A 17468-nucleotide genomic window follows, 5' to 3' on the forward strand; every position below is an offset into this window, starting at 1 on the left:
AGGTCTTATAAATGCATTGAATAAAATTATTCCTGAGGTTTATAAAGAAGATAATTATAAAGGTTGGAAAATAGAAACCATAGCACATCTTTCAAAAGCACCACATCCGGAAGCATATTATGCAATGGCGAAATATTATTGTGGGGAGGAAATAGCTAACAATTCTTGGTTTGTGGAAGTACTATTTCTACAGTATTTACCGGCATATGATGCATCTCACAGATAAATTTTTGTGACCAAAAACAAACAAGGACAATTGTTTGCTTGGTTTAGATTTCATTAACCATTCCACAAATGGGCGCTTTTCCGTAATAAGGAAAGCGTCTTTATTCATGGAAAGGGCCATTTTGCGGTATGACACTTTTAAAGAGGGTTTGGTTATATACTGTACCTTGCAATATACAGTACCTATTGTTATACTATAACCACTTACTTTATTTTTTAGATAGGTACTGTTTATTAAATAGTACTGTTTATTAAAGAGTATAAAACAATGAAGAGACGAGGTGAGTATACGTTGAACGTGCAATTTAAAAAAGGCGTTCTAGAACTATGCGTGCTTGTACTGCTGGATAAGAAGGATCGATATGGATATGAACTCGTCCAGAAAATTTCTGACCAAATTGAAATATCGGAGGGTTCTGTTTATCCTTTATTAAGAAGGCTAACAAAAGAAGAATATTTTACTACATATTTACAAGAATCCAGTGAAGGTCCCTCAAGAAAATATTATAGGCTTACAGAAAAAGGTCGTGCATATTTACATCACTTAGTGGACGAGTGGAGGGAATTCTCTGAGGGAGTTAATCAATTAATTAAGGAGGGAATCTCCCATGAGTAAAAAACAATTTTTATCAATTTTGGAAAAGTATTTAAGGAAGCTACCCAAAAATGAAAAAGAGGAAATCTTACAAGATTATGAGGAATATTTTACGATTGGTGTAGAGGAAGGAAAAACAGAAAGTCAGATTGTAGAAGCCCTTGGTTCACCTAAACAATTAGCTAAAGAATTAAACGCTGTTTATTCTATTAAGAAGGTTGAAGAGAATAAGAGCATTAGAAGTATGTTTTCAGCATTGTTGTCAATTATGGGATTAGGTGTAATGAATTCTATTATTATTATTATGAGTTTATTTATGCTACTAATGCTCTCACCATTTATATTAGCTTATATCATTGGTGTACCCATTATGATTCTATCTCCACTGATTTTAATTGTAATGGTATTTGTTAATGGATTTAGTACAATTGGATTTGGAGAGGTTTTCGAAGCCGGAAAAGGGTTTATTTTAGGTTCTTTTTTCGCATTCCTAGGTTATTATATAGGGAAATCTTTTGTTAGACTATTTATTAAATACTTGAGATGGAACACATCAATTGCAAGGAGGAAGAAATTATTATGAGAAAATTGTTTTTTAGTTTTTTTATTCTATTTATATTAAGCGCATGTTCGCAGAGGGAAAATATTGATGCTATTGAGGATGAAGAAGAGGATGAAGTTCTTTCTATACAGGATGTGAAGATTCCTAATGTTATTTTTACTTCTGAAAAACAAAATAGTGTAATTAATGAAGAGGAAATGAAATTAAGTATAAAGACCTATCTAGATAGTTTTGAAGAGTTATCTAATGCTAGTGAACCATTTCAAGATTATATAGATGAAGAAGAAAAATTAACTACAGAAGAACTAGAGAAATTAGACAAAATTAACAAACTTACAAAAGAAAATGATGAGAACTTTTCTAACTATATTTTAAATAATACATTACCTGAAGGTTATCTAGAAGAGTCAGAAAGAATTAGCGAGTACATTACAGCTTTAAATGAGCTCCTCCCAAAAGTAAACATTAAATCAATAATTGACAAAGGTAAAGTAGTGAATGGCAGAGAACAAAAAAAAATAGAAGATTTCCTTGATAAGAAAAATATTGATACTAAAGCATTTGGACGGGAACATTAAGATGTAGCTTTGTAATAAAGTTTGATCAAAAACATCTCACAAACCAGCATTTTTCTATAAATAAAAAGACTCCATTTTGAAAAAAGTTGTATAGCCCCTGTAATTGAAGTATAGGAACGATAAAAAAATGCTGGTATACAGCTTAATAAATTGTCTCTATATACAGGTTTTATTCAGATAACACACTCTGAAAAATCTCGAAAAGTTTATCGTAGCTATGTTTATATAGATTTCTAAACTCAACTGCCTTGATATTCAGTTGGGTTTTTATTCTTTTAATTTGGCATTTTATAAAAAATCTTGTTGAAGGTTATGGAAGGGGGAAATCATCACCCGCATTTGCAGTTGCGAAGGGAGAGGAAATGCATGTTAGAACGAACGTACCGAATGGCAAGTTCGCTGTGCATTTTAACGCCTTTTGTAAACGAGTATTGAAGAAGTTAACAAGGAACTTTCATTAGAGTATGACTAATGAGTATAGGATTTAATAAACATCTTAGTTATTCCATTAAAGGGCGCAATTGTGGAACAACATAGCTGAAAAATGATCAAACTTTTTTATAAAAATCTCATACTTATCTAAAGAGAGTAAATCCATTTTGATCAAACTTTTTTCAAAATGGAGTTTTTGATGTTGCTATTAGATAAGGATTAAGGAATATTTTTTAATCAATCTTTATTCCAAAGCTACAATCGGATCTTTTGTTGGGCGACCAATGCTGTATGGATAAAAAACTTCCAATTGTTTCGATACAAAATTCCAGTCCATCACTTGATCCATCTTCACTAACTGATGCGAGGAGGCGTACATCATCTCGTAGAACTTTCGATTCTCCTCAATCTCTTCTGGAGTATGTAACGTACATAAAAAATCCCCTCACTTCACTTATTTCATTAATGAGAGGATTTTATTGGAATGTTCACATTTTGTCTATAGACGATTTTGTTTTTCAACAGAATGTAGCTTGTGATTATAAAAATCACAAGCTATTTTATTGTATCTTTTGAAAACCCCTTGCTATGCGAGGGGTTCTAAAGAGCTTCTAGCTATGGACAAGAAAAAACCCCCAGCCGTACAATGAATTCAGGTCTGGTCAACCGACTTCGTACGAAAGGGGATCCAAATGGATAATAAAAGTTTAGCACACACAACATGGAATTGTAAGTATCACATCGTTTTTGCACCAAAATATAGAAGGCAGATTATTTATGGACAAATTAAAGCAGATGTAGGTAGAATTCTTCGTCAGTTATGTGAAAGAAAAGGAGTAGAAATTATTGAAGCAACCGCCTGCCCTGATCATATTCATATGTTGGTAAGTATTCCACCAAAATTAAGTGTTTCATCGTTTGTGGGTTATTTGAAAGGAAAAAGTAGTTTAATGATATTCGATCGACATGCGAACCTGAAATATAAATATGGAAACAGGAAGTTTTGGTGTCGCGGATATTATGTAGATACAGTAGGAAGAAACAGAAAAGTCATTCAGGAATATATAAAAATCAATTGCAAGAGGATATTCTTGAGGATCAAATGAGTATGAAAGAATTTATTGATCCATTTACAGGAGAAGAAATAAAAGCAAAGAAGCGAAAATAATAAAACCACTTTAGTGGTAGCGTGAAAACGGAGTGCGGTTGGCGGACCTTTCAGTGTGTCTTTAGACATGGGCCAGTACCCCAGCGTTTCACGCGTAGAGCAAACCACCAGTTAGACTGGTGGTTCTGATTCGTTTTTATACCTCATAAAGATTTCGTTGGATATATTTAGCAACATTCTTATATCCTCTTCATTTTTATCCTCAAGAGAGTTTAATAGAATTTGTAATAATTCTTCTCTTATATTTTCGTTTTCTATTCTGTTTTCTGGAATTAGCACACTACCTGGATTCACATTTAAAGCAACTAATATTTTAGTTAAAGTTTGTAAAGTAATATTTCTTTCTCCACGCTCTATGTCAGATAAATATGGGGGCTGAAAATCACATTTTTCGGCCAGTTCATCTATTGTTAAATTTTGGGATTTCCTGATAGCTCTAATATTTCTTCCTACTCTTTTTGTTAAATTATACATGAAATCACCTCACTTTAAGATTAGGTGAGGTCAAATAAATGTGACATCCTATTAAAATATAATAAAAATAACTTTAAAGTTATTTTTGATTGATTTATATTATCTTTTAGTATTAAAATGATATTGAATATAATAAAAAGGAGAAATCAAATGAATAACGATTTAATTTCAAATATAGCAATAGAAAATGTTATTCAATCAAAAATGCGTGGTAGAGTAGCGTATCAAGGTTTTGTATCTTCACAAGTAGCTGTTACATTTTCATATTCCAAGTTGTACAACGATCCTTCAGGGAAGGGATATCAACGACCAATTAATAAGAAACGTTGTCATGATTTCGCAAACTATTTATCACAGGGAGAAGATTCTTTATATACACCTATTTTGTTAAATGCAGCAGGAAATTGGGATTTTCATGCCTATGATAAGCATCGTCCTAACCTAGGGAGATTAATCTGTAAAAAGAGAGCAACTTTAATGGACGGGCAACATCGCCTTGGAGGAATTAAAGAGTATATTAATGAAACGGATAGTACATTAAATGTCCCTTTTTTAGCATTTCATTATTTAGATGATGACGAAGAAATTAAATTATTTGATGTAATTAATACCAAAGCAAAAGGAATTGGAACATCTTTAAGCCGTTATTTAAATCGAGATAATGATGATATTAGTTGGATAGCAACGAATTTGATTTTAAAACCAGAAAGCCCATTTTTTAATAAAGGAACACTTACAGGAAAGCGGAGTAAGGAAAAGAATATCACTTTACAAAACTTATATAATATCGTGAAACTTTTAACAAAAAAATCCCAATTAGATAAATTGTCGAAGGAAAAGAAGCTTAACTTATGCTTGTTTTACTTCAATACGATAAAAGAGTTATTTCCGAATGAATGGGACGATAATAAACTTTATAAAATGACACATATAACTTGTTTAAATGCTCTTGCAATAACGGGCAATAAGATAATAAATGAAAACTATTTATCGAAATCACAACAACCAGATTCAGTTAAAATCGCTCAGATTCTATTAAATTTAAAAGAAATTGACTGGTTATCGACTGGAGACTTGAAATATCTAAAGGGAGCAGCAGGCTCAAAAATTTTAGCTAATGATATTTTGAACTGTTTAACATCATAAAAAATATAAAACACATTTGGATAATATTAAGAAGACGTGGCTAGTATGATATTTTACAAGTATTAAAATCCTTATTATTTGTTTGAGGATGCAAATTTGCTTTTGATTTTAAGTCATTTTACAAGGTTGGTGATAATGTTGTTCCTTATACAAGCACATATAGCACATCTTTGACTGTAGTATGGGGAGATTACAGAAAATCTATCATTAAAGTGTTTATTTTAAAATAGCACTTTATTATATTGTTTATAGATTAATTTATATTAAAATGATAGTATAAGAAATATACTAAACATTTTTTTTTGCAGACTTCTTATGTTCTGCGATGACTCAACAATTTCCAGTCTTTGTGACTGATTCATTTAAGGGATTACTATGCCTTTTATATGAATAGTCACAGAGGCTTTTTTGTATTTATCTTCATATAAAACGTATATCTAACCATTGGATATTGGGTGAAATTCATATAACAGTTGAAACTATTGAATGGAATAAAATTAACCTTTTTATTTGCATATATAACCACGGTTATTATGATTGGTGAAATACGTGATAAAGAAACTGCCAAAATTGCAATAGAGGCGGCCTTAACAGGTCATTTAGTGGTAAGCACCATTCATGCTAAGGATTCGGTCAGCTGTCTTTATCGACTAATCGACTTAGGTGTTTCTGTCGAAGAACTTCGTCAAACAGTAATAGGTATTGTTGCACAAATACTTTTCCAGTCACCAATTATTCAGGAAGAACGTCGCGCATTGTTTGAAATTTTAAGCGACAGTCATCTTCAAGAGGCCATTAAAGCAATCATGAAAAATACTACCTATGAGCTGCCATATGATTTAACACTTGCAGGTCAAAGAGATTTAATAGAGGGGCAAAAATATGCAACTACGAAAATACACTGACAAGATGTTAGTTGAATACAAAAAAGCTACAAAATGGCGGGTAAAGGAGCAAGCACATTTCTTTAGCCGATTAAGTGTGCTAATGCAAGAGGGTTACTTATTTCCTCAAGCAATTTCAATCCTCCTACCACACCATATTGAGGCACATGAAGAAATTCAGCAACGAATCGACGAAAAACTTAGGCAAGGGATAGGTGTTACAGGAATTTTGGAAACATTAAGGCTTGCAAGGCATCATTTAGTGGCGATTGCAGTTGCTGAAAATAATGGTCATATGATTGAGGCTTTAAAAGGAGTAGCAAAGCAAATGGCTGTAAGTGAGGCAACTAAGAAAAAATTATTGCGACTTCTCTTATATCCGGTAGTACTCATTGTATTTTTGTTGCTATTGTTTTTTGTGTTTCGTACGGTATTTTTTCCAAATATAGAAAAAATGATTTCAAGTCGAACTCCTAGCAATGATCAAACAATGATTGGGCTATCAAAAATGTTCTTGCATTTCCCAGATGCTCTTGTCTTATTAGGCATAGCTTCGATTGGTAGTATTCTGTTTTTTCAGCTCTATCTTAAACGTCAGTCAATTGCCCGTCAGCTTACAATCATCTCAAAAATCCCGCTGGTCCAAATTTATGTGCGATTATCTTTAACTAGGCAATTTGCTGCCTATTTAGGGAGTCTACTTGAAAGTGGTTTTTCATTACAGGCCAGTCTGCAAATATTGGAAGAGCAACGATTACAGCCACTTTTACAGCATTTGGCTCGATGTCTCAAAGAGCGTGTTGTTTTTGGAGATACTTTGACACAGGCTGTTCAATTAACAGCTGTTTGGCAGAGAGATTTCTCCATATTTGTTGAGCATGGTGAGAAAAGTGGCTATTTAGGAAAAGAGCTTTTACTCTATAGCGAATTATTGACAGATAAGCAGGAGCAATTATTGCACCGAATACTTGCATTTGTACAGCCAACTTTTTTTATCATCATTGCTATCTGTATCGTTGCTGCATATGTTAGTTTGCTATTACCGATTTATCATATGATTGAACTAGTATAGGAGGATAATAATGAGAAAAATAAAACAACAAGCTGGATTCACGCTTATCGAAATGTTAATTGTACTTCTAATTATCTCTATCTTAATTTTAATCACAATCCCAAATGTGACGAAGCATTTTGCCACAATCGATGAGAAGGGCTGTAAAGCCTATATCAGTATGGTACAGGGGCAGGTAGAAGCATATCGGGTGGATTTTATGGCTTATCCAACAATCGAGGATTTAGTAACAAAGGGGTATCTAAAGGAAAATGAAACGAGCTGTCCGAATAAGGAAGAAATTATGATTACAAATGAGGGGGAGGTTAAATTGGCAAATGCCTCTTCAGGATCGGACTCTAGCGGCGGATGAACGTGAACAGCTTAAAAAATGATCAAGGATATACGTTGCTTGAAATGTTAATTGTGTTATTTTCTGTGATGTGTTTAACTGCGATTGTCATGAAGTACTCATTGAAACAAGCAGAAATAAAAGAACTTGAGCGTTTTTTTACACAAGTGCAATTGGATATTCAATATATTCAAACCTATAGTATGCATCATAGGGAATACATCTCGATGAAGTTTGAAAGTTCGACAAAACGCTATATTATCAAAAAAGATTTTTATACTCATTTATATGACAGACCTTTTCCGAAAGGGGTTGAATTAATGCCGGCTTCGAGTTCCGTGCAAACCATTATGTATAACTATAGTGGCAATGTCATGACTGCAGGAACTGTAACATTTAAAACACCTCAAGGCATTAAAAGAGTTGTGATTACGCTTGGACGAGGGAGAGCTAGAGTTGAATGAGTCAGGCTATTCATTTGTAGAAACGATTTTATCCATCGGCATCCTTATGTTACTATGTGTGGCATTATTACCAATTAGCTATTCAATGAAAACAAATCTATCTAACAAAAAGCTAGAGGTTATCGCAGCAGAGACTGCCTATGAGGGTTTAAAGCAATATTGGCATTCACGGCAACAGGAAGGTTCAAAAACAATTGAAAATGTGAATTTTCATTGGATATTTGAGGGACAGGAAATATGTGTAACCTTTAAAAATACACGTGAAATACGTGAAAAATGTATACAGCTGACAGGTGAAGTCAATGAATGAGAAAGGGTATACATTACTTGAAGCTTTATTTCAATTAGTCGTGTTAGTACTAGTTATGCAGCTTGTTGTGTTAGTTATGCTTTGGTATGCCGAGATGAAAACGACAGTATTATCTGATGAACAATCAAAGTGGGAGCTATTTGTGTACGATTTAAATAGTTATTTTGAGAATATTAGTTTTTTTACGATTCGACAGAACCAAAAAAGGATAACCTTTGAATCGGGGAATACGATTCATAATATTGATTGTTATAATAATTTAATTCGTGACCAAGTAAACGGTGGGCATGTACCGATGTTAATTGGTATTAATAAATGCCAATTTCAATATGAAAATAATAGGGTCACTGTAGCTGTTGAATTTCCAAGTGGTATCCAAAAGGAGCGAACCTTCTATGTACCAATTATTGAAAAATGACAGAGGGGCTATTTTTTTAATCGCAATTGCATTATTATTTTTTGTAACTACTTTTGTTCTTACGTATTGTACGTCTTATGAAATTCAGTATCGAACATATGATTCGCTTGAAGAAATGAATGTTCGCGCTACGATAAATTTATTAGGACAAATTTTGTCAGACAGTGTAGAATCGTAGTTATAAGAAGGTGATTCGAATGCGAAAAATATATTTAGTTGGCTTTATGGGCTGCGGGAAAAGTGCGTTAGGAAGACGTTTAAGCTATTTGTTAAAGATGCCCTATTATGATATGGATCATGAAATTGTGAGACAACAGGGTATGACAATTCCTCAGATTTTTGAAAAATACGGAGAGACACGGTTTCGAGAAATAGAAACAGAATTTTTGAAAAATTTCCGTGATGAAGCTTGTATTATTTCAACTGGTGGTGGCGTTGCCGTCAATGCTGAAAACAGGAAAATAATGAGACGCAGTGGACTAGTGTTTTTTTTAGATGCGACATTCGAAGATATTTATAAGCGAATACAGCATGATCAAAACCGACCGATTGTGCAAAGTTCAACGAAAGAAGAGCTAGAGAAGCTGTATCATTACAGAAGGAAGTTTTATCGTGATGCAGGACATATTCAAGTGTTAACAGAGGGGAGAACGATCCGCCAAATTCTTGAGTATTTAGTATTCCAAGTTAAAAGGTTAAAAGGCGAACGATGATTAGTGAAAATAACTATAATATTCGTCATTTATTATAGTTTAAAAAATGTTTGCCTTTTCAATATATTTAATGTTAGGATATAGACAAATAAGTAACTAAATGTTCATTGAATACTAAATAGTACCAAGATGAATCTTGGGCGGATGATTGTGCGGGGAGAGCGCGTAGAGACGCCGCCGAAGGAGCAAGTAGCAAAGGGCTATGAATCTCTCAGGTAAAAGGACTCGTACAAGACGCAACTCTGGAGAGAGCTGTAGTATAACAATAACAGCCACCAAAGGGGAAAGCCGGCTGATTGGCAAAGAGACAATGCGAGCCAGTCTGGTGTAACTTTCAGGTGCAAGGACAGAGAATCCCGAAAAAGGGGTTCGTCTGTCTTTTTTTATGTCTTTATACGGCAAGTATAGACTGTATTCATACAAGAAGCAGACGAACTACTACTAAGTAGAATGTAACTAACAATAAGGGGGCAAAAATGAATGGCGAGTGAATTAAAACGTACACCTCTATTTGAAGAATACGCAAAATACGGTGCTAAAACAGTTGACTTTGGTGGATGGGAATTACCAGTTCAATTCTCTTCTATTAAAGAAGAACACGATGCAGTGCGTAATCGTGCAGGCTTATTTGATGTATCACATATGGGGGAAATTTTAGTAACAGGACCCGAAGCATTAGATTTTTTACAAAATCTTTTGTCCAATGATATTTCGAAAATTGCAGTAGGTCAAGCGCAATACAATGCAATGTGCTATGAAGATGGTGGTGTTGTCGATGATTTATTAACGTATAAATTAGCAGACAATCACTATTTATTATGCGTCAATGCCGCAAATATTGAAAAAGATTATGATTGGATGATGGAGAATCAACATCAATATGATGTGACGATTGACAATCAATCAGATGCCTATGCACAAATTGCTCTACAAGGTCCATTAGCAGAAGAGGTTCTTCAATCTTTAACAACGACTGATATTAGTGCCATTAAATATTTCCGCTTCCAAGAGGATGTAGAGGTTGCAGGACATAAAGCATTAGTTTCTCGTAGCGGTTATACGGGAGAAGATGGCTTTGAATTGTATGGTGCTCCAGAAGATATTAAAGCTTTATGGGGTAAAATTTTAGAGGCTGGTCAAGACAAAGGGGTTGTTCCTGCAGGTCTAGGCTGTCGTGATACACTTCGTTTCGAAGCGGGTCTCCCACTATACGGACAAGAGCTATCAGCAACGATTTCGCCACTAGAGGCTGGTATTGGCTTTGCTGTGAAATTGAATAAAGAGGACTTTATCGGTCATGATGCATTAGTAGCTCAGAAGGAAAATGGTCTTCCACGCAAACTGGTAGGAATTGAAATGATTGATAAAGGAATTCCGCGTCATGGGTACAAGGTATTTAAGGATGGTCAGGAAATCGGTGAAGTGACAACTGGTACACAACTTCCTTCCTCTAAACGTAATGTTGGTCACGCATTAATTGACAGTCAATTCGCAACAATCGGAACTGAGCTTGAAATTGAAATCCGTGGAAAGCACTTAAAAGTAATAACAGTTGAAACACCGTTTTACAAACGTTCAAAATAATAGTTGAAAAGAGGGACCTACATTTATGAAACATCGTTATTTACCAATGACGGAACAAGATCAAAAAGAAATGTTAGACGTAATCGGTGTATCCTCAGTTGATGAGTTATTTGAGGATATCCCTGAGAAAGTCCGTTTTAAAGGCCTTTATGACATTAAGGAAGCAAAATCAGAATCGGCTTTATTAAAAGAATTAACAGCATTAGCTGCCAAAAATAAGGATACAAATGCCAATGTATCATTTTTAGGTGCAGGTGTTTACAACCACTATAAACCAGTAATCGTGGATCATGTCATTTCTCGTTCAGAGTTCTATACAGCTTATACACCATATCAACCAGAGATTTCACAAGGGGAACTACAAGCGATTTTTGAATTCCAAACGATGATTGCTGAGCTAACTGGTATGGATCTCGCTAACTCTTCTATGTATGACGGTGGTACGGCATTAGCAGAGGCGGGTATGCTGGCAGCTGGTCATACACGTCGTAAGAAAATTTTAGTGTCTGAAACGGTGCATCCAGAATACCGCGATGTTGTGGCTACATATGCCTATGGTCAATCGATTGATATCGTGACTGTTCCACACAAAGATGGTGTAACAGATATTGACGCATTAAAAGCGTTGATTGATGACAACACAGCAGCTGTTATTGCACAATATCCAAACTTCTTTGGTCAAGTGGAGGACATTCAAGTAATTGGAGATATTGCACATGAAGCAAAAAGCTTATTTGTCGTTTCTTCTAACCCACTTTCATTAGGTATTTTAACACCTCCTGGTAAGCTTGGAGCTGATATTTGTGTAGGTGATGCACAAGTTTTCGGAATTTCTGAAGCATTCGGTGGTCCACACTGTGGTTTCTTTGCGGTAACGAATAAATTAATGCGTAAGGTTCCAGGTCGTCTGATTGGTGAAACAGTGGATGGCGAAGGTCGTCGTGGCTATGTATTAACATTACAAGCGCGTGAACAACATATACGTCGTGATAAAGCAACATCTAATATTTGCTCAAACCAAGCACTACTTGCACTTGCAGCTTCTGTAGCAATGACAGCTCTAGGTAAACAAGGTATTCGTGAAATGGCTATGCAAAATATCGCGAAAACACGTTATGCGAAAAATGCCTTTGAAGCAGCAGGCTTTACAGTAGCATTCCAAGGTGCACACTTTAACGAAATCGTTGTGAAAACGAATAAGTGTGTGAAAGAAATCAACAAAGGCTTAATCGAAAAGGGTATTATCGGTGGATATCCTTTAGGTCAAAATTATGACTCTCTTAAACAACATGTGCTGATTGCCGTTACGGAATTACGCACAAAAGAAGAAATTGATGCACTTGTTGCAGAAATGGGGGCTCTTCATGCATAACGAAAATCAATCACTCATTTTTGAAATTTCAAAAGAAGGTCGCGTTGGCTATAGCTTAGAAGCACTGGATGTACCTGAGGTTGACCTAGCCGATTTATTACCAGCAAACCTAGTACGTGCTGAGGCTGCGGAATTACCTGAAGTATCTGAGCTAGATATTATGCGTCATTACACGGCACTTTCTCGTCGAAACCATGGGGTAGACTCTGGCTTCTACCCACTTGGCTCTTGTACGATGAAATATAATCCGAAAATTAACGAAGCAGTTGCACGTCTTTCAGGCTTTGCCAATGTTCACCCATTACAGGATGAGTCAACAGCACAAGGTGCAATGGAGCTGCTTTATGATTTACAAACTTCTTTAGTAGAAATTACAGGAATGGATGAAGTAACATTACAACCTGCAGCAGGTGCTCACGGTGAATGGACAGCATTAATGATGATTCGTGCGTTCCATGAAGCAAATGGTGAGGGGCATCGTAATAAAGTGATTGTTCCTGACTCAGCTCATGGTACAAACCCAGCATCAGCAACAGTTGCAGGCTTTGAAACAATCACTGTTAAATCTGATGAGAATGGTCTAGTAGATATTGAAGATCTTCGTAAAGTAGTAGGTCCTGATACAGCTGCATTAATGCTAACAAACCCTAATACATTAGGTCTATTTGAAGAAAATATTATTGAAATGGCAGAGCTTATCCACTCTGTAGGCGGTAAAGTGTACTATGATGGTGCTAACTTAAATGCCGTTATGAGTAAAGCACGCCCCGGCGATATGGGCTTCGACTGCGTGCATTTAAATCTGCACAAAACATTCACAGGTCCACATGGTGGTGGTGGTCCAGGTTCAGGTCCAGTAGGCGTAAAAGCAGATTTAATTCCATTCCTACCAAAACCGGTACTTGTGAGAACAGAAGATGGAACATTCCACTTCGATTACGATCGTCCACAATCAATCGGACGTGTGAAACCTTACTATGGTAACTTTGGTATCAACGTACGTGCGTATACGTACATTCGAACAATGGGTCCAGACGGCTTAAAAGCTGTTACAGAATATGCTGTATTAAATGCAAACTACATGATGCGTCGCTTAGAGCCATTCTATGATCTACCGTATAACCGCCACTGTAAACATGAATTTGTTTTATCGGGTCGTCGTCAAAAGAAACTTGGCGTACGTACATTAGATATTGCAAAACGTCTGTTAGACTTTGGCTACCACCCACCAACAACATACTTCCCATTAAACGTGGAAGAGGCGTTAATGATTGAGCCAACAGAAACAGAATCAAAAGAAACGTTAGATGCATTCTGCGATGTGATGATTCAAATTGCAAAAGAAGCAGAAGAAAATCCATCCATCGTTCAAGAAGCACCACATACAACAGTCGTATCTCGTTTAGACGAAACACGCGCTGCTCGTACACCAGTGCTTCGTTATCAAAAGGCATAGAACTACAAGCGTCCGATAAGTATCCGTACTTATTGGACGCTTTTCTTATGGTTTCTAGCGGATAGAACAGTTAGAGTGGTGGATAGAATGAGCAAAGTGGTGGATAAGAGCGATAAAGTGGTGGATAAAATGAATAGAGTGAAGGATAGAAGAGGCAGATCTTGCTGGACAAGTTTGTAGGAAGCATAAAAAAGAGCAAGAATTATTTGCTCTTTTCTTTTATACCTAAATAAGTAAATGACCTCCAAATATACTCTAATGGTCCGAAGCGGAATTTGGATAACCATAGCTTACTAAGTATTATTTGTAATACAAAAATAACAATGGCAATTAAGATAGCTGTCGTTAAGTGTAGTTTGCCGTAAACACCAAACGCAAATGGTCCAAATAAAAACGTACAAATAACGGATTGACTGATATAGTTTGTAAAGGCCATTCTTCCTGGGTATGCGAGCCATTGCAATACTTTCTTTCCATGTAATGTTTGATAAATGAAAAGGAGGCTAATGGCATAAAAGATAGTAAGAAGTGGTGAGCTCATATATTGAATCAATGGTGTGGCTGATGGATTGTCTAAAACGAAGGGAAGTATCCAACTCAGTGTTCCACCCAAAATTAAAGTGATGAGCCACGTAATGAAAAAGCCTTTTCGTAACTCTTGAAAACGATGAATCCATTTTTTCTTTGCAACCGCTGCCCCAAATAAGAACATAAGTAAGAAGGGGAGATTGGTGAATATATACAATAGAGGGTTGCCTAAATAAAGAACGTAGAGCCCATTTCGCATTGTATAAAAAATTCTTTCCATTAAATTTGCATCGAGTAATTCTTGGATAGTCCCGTTTTGATGGGCATCTATCGTAGCTTGCATAAGCTGACGATTTTCCTCTGACATCGTCATGGTCATCGTTGGATCAGTGGATAGAGCACCCAGCGTTAAAAGCCCAAAAAGTAAACTATATAAAGCAACACTGATAAGTAGCATAGCATTTGGCTTTAACTTATGCATTAGAAGGAGTAATAATCCTAAAATCGCATAGTCTGTTAAAATGTCCCCAAACCAAATGAAATAGGCGTGGATACAGCCGAAGATAAATAAGGCAATAAGGCGTCGACTATATATGCTCCAAAAATTTAATTGTTTTGCAACGGCTCTTTCCTGCATAATCACCATTCCAAAGCCGAATAGCATGGAAAAAAGCATTACAAACTTACCATCGATAAACATAGCAAGCAAATCCTTCACTAAATAATCTGCCTGGTTCCAAAAAGAGGTCCATTCATTGTTAAAGCTTGGATCCTCCTGCATGTAAACGGGGTAAAGAAACCAAACAATATTCGCAAGTATGATTCCTAGTAAAGCGAACCCTCTTAAAATATCAAGTGCTTCTATCCGCTCTTTGGCAGATATAGGAGAAAGCTTTTGTTTCATTTCCATCCATCCTTTTGTTGTAATTTGATTTTTTATCTATTTAGTGATTTTAAATCCTATTTATCAGGATTTTATAAGGAAGAAATGATTTGGTTCAAAATTTTAACAGATTTATTGACAAATAGATGACGAATAATTAATATAATAATGAATATATTATTCATTATTGAGAGGGCGTTTATATTGCAAGCAAAAAAGGATGAAGTGAAGAATGAAATTGAGTCTGCTGCACTCAAGCTGTTTTTTAAAAAGGGCTACATAGATGCTAAAATGAGCGATATAGCGAAGGAGATTAATATCTCAGTCGGAAATATTTATACCTATTTTAAAAATAAAAAGGAACTGTTTTATGCTGTTGTCTCACCAACACTAGTGGATTATTTAAAGAATGTTTTAGTGGAAAGCATACATCTCTATAATCAGGCATATTTTGATGGAATTAAAATTGCTGAAAACGTTGCATTGTTAGAAGAACAAATGAATGCCTTAACCAAATATCGTATGCAGATTGTTATTATTTTTGAGCGAAACAAAGGAACAATCTATCAAAATTCTAAAAATGAGCTAATTGATTTAATGCTTGAAACGAAAAGACCCTATTTAAAAAATAGTTATAAGAGCTATGAAATCAGTAGTGAGGAAAATATAATTTTGTTGGATATTATCTCGAATAATGTAATAGATATGCTGTTAGATTTATTAAAACGGGAACTAAGTGAAGATAGTCGTAAACGAATTTTTGAGGCATTGACTATCTATCGATTATATGGCATGAAAAATTTAAATGAATAGTTTAAAAAATGTAGGTGAAAAACCTCCACCTACATTCTATTTTAGCTCAAAAATGAATTAATTATTCATTTTTGTATACTACTTAATGGAGGATTAATATGAACAAAAGATTAGCATTGAAAAATTGTCATATCATTCATGGAGATAGTAATAAGTCTATTGAAGATAATATGACCATTTTAATAAATGAAAATGGCATCATTGAACATATCGGAAAAACGAAGGAATTGAAGATTTCTAAAAACTATAAAACCATCAATTTAGCTGGTAAATATGTGATGCCAGGATTAATAAATGCACATGTACATCTTTTCTCAGATGGAAAACCATTTACAATGTCATCGAATGAAAGCATGTTGAAAACGGGGCATAAGCTGTTAGATACAAAAATGGGTAGAGCATTATTAAAGAAACGAATGAAGAGAAATGCCCTAAATGCTTTACATGCTGGTATTACAACGATGCGTAGTGTGGGTGAATTCTTTTACACGGATGTGCATTTACGGGATGAAATCAAGGCAAATAAATTTATTGGTCCAAATTTGCTTGTATCCGGTTATTTTCTTAGTGTTACTGGAGGGCATGGTGCACCATACTTAGCACTAGTAAGTGATTCACCATGGGAAGGAAGAAAAAATGTAAGAATAAATAGTAAACATGGTGTTGATCTAATAAAAATTTGTGTGACAGGTGGTGTGACCGATGCAAAAGCGATAGGTGAGGCTGGTAGGTTACAAATGACGGAAGAAGAGGTAGCTGCTATTTGTGATGAGGCACATAAAATGGGTTTACTCGTAGCAGCCCATGCAGAAAGTACAGAAGGTGTAAGAATCGCCTTAAAAGGTGGGGTGGATACAATTGAGCATGGAGCTGAAATGGATGAAGAGATTATTGCCTTATATCAACATAATCCAAAAGCTTTAAGAGGTTATTCTGCTTTAATTCCAACTTGTCAGGCTGGATATCCTGTTGCGACTCTTGATCCAGCAATAACGAAGGTCAATCATATTGTCAAAGAGAATTCCAAACTAGTTTATGAGGGAATGCTTATTAGTTTAAAACAAGCCATTGCAAATCAAATCAAAATAGGTGTAGGAACTGACGCTGCTATGCCCTATGTTACACATTATGATTTATGGAGAGAGCTCAATCATTTCTTAAAGTATACAAGCCTTAGTCCAAATCAAGTTATTGATTGTGTAACGAAATCCAATGCAGAAATTTTAGGAATTGATCATATTACTGGAACTGTAGATATTGGAAAACAGGCTGACTTAATTGTTCTAGAGCGAAATCCATTAGAGGTGATACAAACATTATCAGAGGTAAAGATGGTCTTGATAAAAGGGCATTTGATAAAAAATCCTACTGTTTCTAGAATTAATAAAGTTGATAAATTGTTAAATTCTAAATTTTAATGAGAATAAATTAGCTTTTAAAAACCTACTTTTTTACTATCG

19 protein-coding genes, 3 pseudogenes and 1 riboswitch are annotated in these 17468 nt (G+C 35.1%); of the genes and pseudogenes, 19 read left to right on the forward strand and 3 right to left on the reverse strand.

Annotation, left to right across the window (positions count from 1 at the left end):
• From AC2CGN_RS23365 to AC2CGN_RS23380, 4 genes and pseudogenes are all read left to right on the forward strand, one after another.
• Positions 1-226 (forward strand): annotated as a pseudogene (locus AC2CGN_RS23365) (hypothetical protein); the annotation flags it as partial.
• Between the two features lie 291 nt (positions 227-517).
• Positions 518-841: a PadR family transcriptional regulator gene (locus AC2CGN_RS23370; protein ID WP_484516632.1), complete on the forward strand. Its 324-nt coding sequence runs from the start codon at positions 518-520 to the stop codon at positions 839-841.
• Positions 834-1403 (forward strand): HAAS signaling domain-containing protein, encoded by a 570-nt coding sequence (locus AC2CGN_RS23375; protein ID WP_484516558.1) that lies wholly within the window; start codon positions 834-836, stop codon positions 1401-1403. The genes AC2CGN_RS23370 and AC2CGN_RS23375 overlap by 8 nt, the downstream gene beginning before the upstream one ends.
• Positions 1400-1960, forward strand: a complete 561-nt coding sequence (locus tag AC2CGN_RS23380) for an NDxxF motif lipoprotein (RefSeq protein ID WP_484516560.1) — start codon at positions 1400-1402, stop codon at positions 1958-1960. Before AC2CGN_RS23375 ends, AC2CGN_RS23380 begins: the two co-directional genes overlap by 4 nt.
• Positions 1961-2636: 676 nt before the next feature.
• On the opposite strand, the gene AC2CGN_RS23385 is transcribed toward AC2CGN_RS23380, so the two are convergent.
• Entirely contained in the window at positions 2637-2774 is a 138-nt protein-coding gene (locus AC2CGN_RS23385) for a transposase (RefSeq protein WP_484516562.1), read from the reverse strand.
• A 310-nt stretch (positions 2775-3084) separates the two neighbouring features.
• On the opposite strand from AC2CGN_RS23385, the pseudogene tnpA reads away from it, so the two are divergent.
• Positions 3085-3560 (forward strand): annotated as a pseudogene (gene tnpA / locus AC2CGN_RS23390) (IS200/IS605 family transposase).
• Between the two features lie 111 nt (positions 3561-3671).
• Here tnpA and AC2CGN_RS23395 read toward each other — a convergent pair.
• Entirely contained in the window at positions 3672-4034 is a 363-nt protein-coding gene (locus AC2CGN_RS23395; protein WP_484516564.1) for a helix-turn-helix domain-containing protein, read from the reverse strand.
• Between the two features lie 150 nt (positions 4035-4184).
• On the opposite strand from AC2CGN_RS23395, the gene AC2CGN_RS23400 reads away from it, so the two are divergent.
• The 12 genes and pseudogenes from AC2CGN_RS23400 to gcvPB all read left to right on the forward strand — a co-directional run bounded on the left by AC2CGN_RS23400 (position 4185) and on the right by gcvPB (position 13784).
• Complete coding sequence (locus AC2CGN_RS23400) at positions 4185-5180, forward strand: DGQHR domain-containing protein (RefSeq protein ID WP_484516566.1); 996 nt, start codon at positions 4185-4187, stop codon at positions 5178-5180.
• Positions 5181-5707: 527 nt separating this feature from the next.
• Positions 5708-6085: pseudogene (locus AC2CGN_RS23405) on the forward strand (ATPase, T2SS/T4P/T4SS family); the annotation flags it as partial.
• Positions 6063-7136 carry a competence type IV pilus assembly protein ComGB gene (gene comGB / locus AC2CGN_RS23410; RefSeq protein WP_429982405.1) on the forward strand — a complete coding sequence of 358 codons (1074 nt, stop codon included), beginning with the start codon at positions 6063-6065 and terminating at the stop codon, positions 7134-7136. The pseudogene AC2CGN_RS23405 and the gene comGB, both read left to right, overlap by 23 nt.
• A 10-nt stretch (positions 7137-7146) precedes the next feature.
• Complete coding sequence (gene comGC, locus AC2CGN_RS23415) at positions 7147-7488, forward strand: competence type IV pilus major pilin ComGC (protein WP_429987673.1); 342 nt, start codon at positions 7147-7149, stop codon at positions 7486-7488.
• Positions 7485-7931, forward strand: a complete 447-nt coding sequence (gene comGD / locus AC2CGN_RS23420; RefSeq protein WP_484516569.1) for a competence type IV pilus minor pilin ComGD — start codon at positions 7485-7487, stop codon at positions 7929-7931. Before comGC ends, comGD begins: the two co-directional genes overlap by 4 nt.
• On the forward strand, positions 7924-8241 hold the full coding sequence (locus AC2CGN_RS23425) for a hypothetical protein (protein WP_484516571.1): 318 nt from the start codon (positions 7924-7926) through the stop codon (positions 8239-8241). The genes comGD and AC2CGN_RS23425 overlap by 8 nt, the downstream gene beginning before the upstream one ends.
• Entirely contained in the window at positions 8234-8659 is a 426-nt protein-coding gene (gene comGF, locus AC2CGN_RS23430; protein ID WP_484516572.1) for a competence type IV pilus minor pilin ComGF, read from the forward strand. The genes AC2CGN_RS23425 and comGF overlap by 8 nt, the downstream gene beginning before the upstream one ends.
• Positions 8637-8837: a hypothetical protein gene (locus AC2CGN_RS23435; RefSeq protein WP_286923665.1), complete on the forward strand. Its 201-nt coding sequence runs from the start codon at positions 8637-8639 to the stop codon at positions 8835-8837. The genes comGF and AC2CGN_RS23435 overlap by 23 nt, the downstream gene beginning before the upstream one ends.
• A gap of 19 nt (positions 8838-8856) precedes the next feature.
• Positions 8857-9372, forward strand: coding sequence for a shikimate kinase (locus tag AC2CGN_RS23440; protein WP_286923664.1), 516 nt, complete (start codon positions 8857-8859; stop codon positions 9370-9372).
• A gap of 144 nt (positions 9373-9516) precedes the next feature.
• Positions 9517-9609: riboswitch (glycine riboswitch) on the forward strand.
• Positions 9610-9852: 243 nt separating this feature from the next.
• Positions 9853-10956, forward strand: a complete 1104-nt coding sequence (gene gcvT, locus AC2CGN_RS23445) for a glycine cleavage system aminomethyltransferase GcvT (protein ID WP_484516574.1) — start codon at positions 9853-9855, stop codon at positions 10954-10956.
• A 25-nt stretch (positions 10957-10981) separates the two neighbouring features.
• Complete coding sequence (gene gcvPA / locus AC2CGN_RS23450) at positions 10982-12328, forward strand: aminomethyl-transferring glycine dehydrogenase subunit GcvPA (protein WP_484516576.1); 1347 nt, start codon at positions 10982-10984, stop codon at positions 12326-12328.
• Positions 12321-13784 carry an aminomethyl-transferring glycine dehydrogenase subunit GcvPB gene (gene gcvPB / locus AC2CGN_RS23455; RefSeq protein WP_369593215.1) on the forward strand — a complete coding sequence of 488 codons (1464 nt, stop codon included), beginning with the start codon at positions 12321-12323 and terminating at the stop codon, positions 13782-13784. Before gcvPA ends, gcvPB begins: the two co-directional genes overlap by 8 nt.
• 202 nt (positions 13785-13986) lie before the next feature.
• On the opposite strand, the gene AC2CGN_RS23460 is transcribed toward gcvPB, so the two are convergent.
• The gene (locus tag AC2CGN_RS23460) at positions 13987-15216 is read right to left on the reverse strand and encodes a DUF418 domain-containing protein (protein WP_484516577.1); all 1230 of its coding nucleotides are present in this window, start codon (positions 15214-15216) and stop codon (positions 13987-13989) included.
• A 183-nt stretch (positions 15217-15399) separates the two neighbouring features.
• Between AC2CGN_RS23460 and AC2CGN_RS23465 the strand changes: the two genes are divergently transcribed.
• A complete protein-coding gene (locus AC2CGN_RS23465; protein WP_484516579.1) occupies positions 15400-16008 on the forward strand; it encodes a TetR/AcrR family transcriptional regulator in 609 nt (202 codons plus the stop codon).
• Between the two features lie 98 nt (positions 16009-16106).
• Positions 16107-17426, forward strand: coding sequence for a metal-dependent hydrolase family protein (locus tag AC2CGN_RS23470; protein WP_484516581.1), 1320 nt, complete (start codon positions 16107-16109; stop codon positions 17424-17426).
• The last annotated feature ends 42 nt before the right edge of the window (positions 17427-17468 follow it).

It is taken from the genome of Lysinibacillus sp. DFXJR4 (assembly GCF_057196045.1).

Excerpts from the sequence above, each read along its gene's own strand:
- AC2CGN_RS23375 (WP_484516558.1), top strand. The coding sequence starts at position 834 with ATGAGTAAAAAACAATTTTTATCAATTTTGGAAAAGTATTTAAGGAAG.
- AC2CGN_RS23380 (WP_484516560.1), top strand. The coding sequence starts at position 1,400 with ATGAGAAAATTGTTTTTTAGTTTTTTTATTCTATTTATATTAAGCGCA.
- AC2CGN_RS23385 (WP_484516562.1), bottom strand. The coding sequence starts at position 2,774 with ATGATGTACGCCTCCTCGCATCAGTTAGTGAAGATGGATCAAGTGATG.
- AC2CGN_RS23395 (WP_484516564.1), bottom strand. The coding sequence starts at position 4,034 with ATGTATAATTTAACAAAAAGAGTAGGAAGAAATATTAGAGCTATCAGG.
- AC2CGN_RS23400 (WP_484516566.1), top strand. The coding sequence starts at position 4,185 with ATGAATAACGATTTAATTTCAAATATAGCAATAGAAAATGTTATTCAA.
- comGB (WP_429982405.1), top strand. The coding sequence starts at position 6,063 with ATGCAACTACGAAAATACACTGACAAGATGTTAGTTGAATACAAAAAA.
- comGC (WP_429987673.1), top strand. The coding sequence starts at position 7,147 with ATGAGAAAAATAAAACAACAAGCTGGATTCACGCTTATCGAAATGTTA.
- comGD (WP_484516569.1), top strand. The coding sequence starts at position 7,485 with ATGAACGTGAACAGCTTAAAAAATGATCAAGGATATACGTTGCTTGAA.
- comGF (WP_484516572.1), top strand. The coding sequence starts at position 8,234 with ATGAATGAGAAAGGGTATACATTACTTGAAGCTTTATTTCAATTAGTC.
- AC2CGN_RS23435 (WP_286923665.1), top strand. The coding sequence starts at position 8,637 with ATGTACCAATTATTGAAAAATGACAGAGGGGCTATTTTTTTAATCGCA.
- AC2CGN_RS23440 (WP_286923664.1), top strand. The coding sequence starts at position 8,857 with ATGCGAAAAATATATTTAGTTGGCTTTATGGGCTGCGGGAAAAGTGCG.
- gcvT (WP_484516574.1), top strand. The coding sequence starts at position 9,853 with ATGGCGAGTGAATTAAAACGTACACCTCTATTTGAAGAATACGCAAAA.
- gcvPA (WP_484516576.1), top strand. The coding sequence starts at position 10,982 with ATGAAACATCGTTATTTACCAATGACGGAACAAGATCAAAAAGAAATG.
- gcvPB (WP_369593215.1), top strand. The coding sequence starts at position 12,321 with ATGCATAACGAAAATCAATCACTCATTTTTGAAATTTCAAAAGAAGGT.
- AC2CGN_RS23460 (WP_484516577.1), bottom strand. The coding sequence starts at position 15,216 with ATGAAACAAAAGCTTTCTCCTATATCTGCCAAAGAGCGGATAGAAGCA.
- AC2CGN_RS23470 (WP_484516581.1), top strand. The coding sequence starts at position 16,107 with ATGAACAAAAGATTAGCATTGAAAAATTGTCATATCATTCATGGAGAT.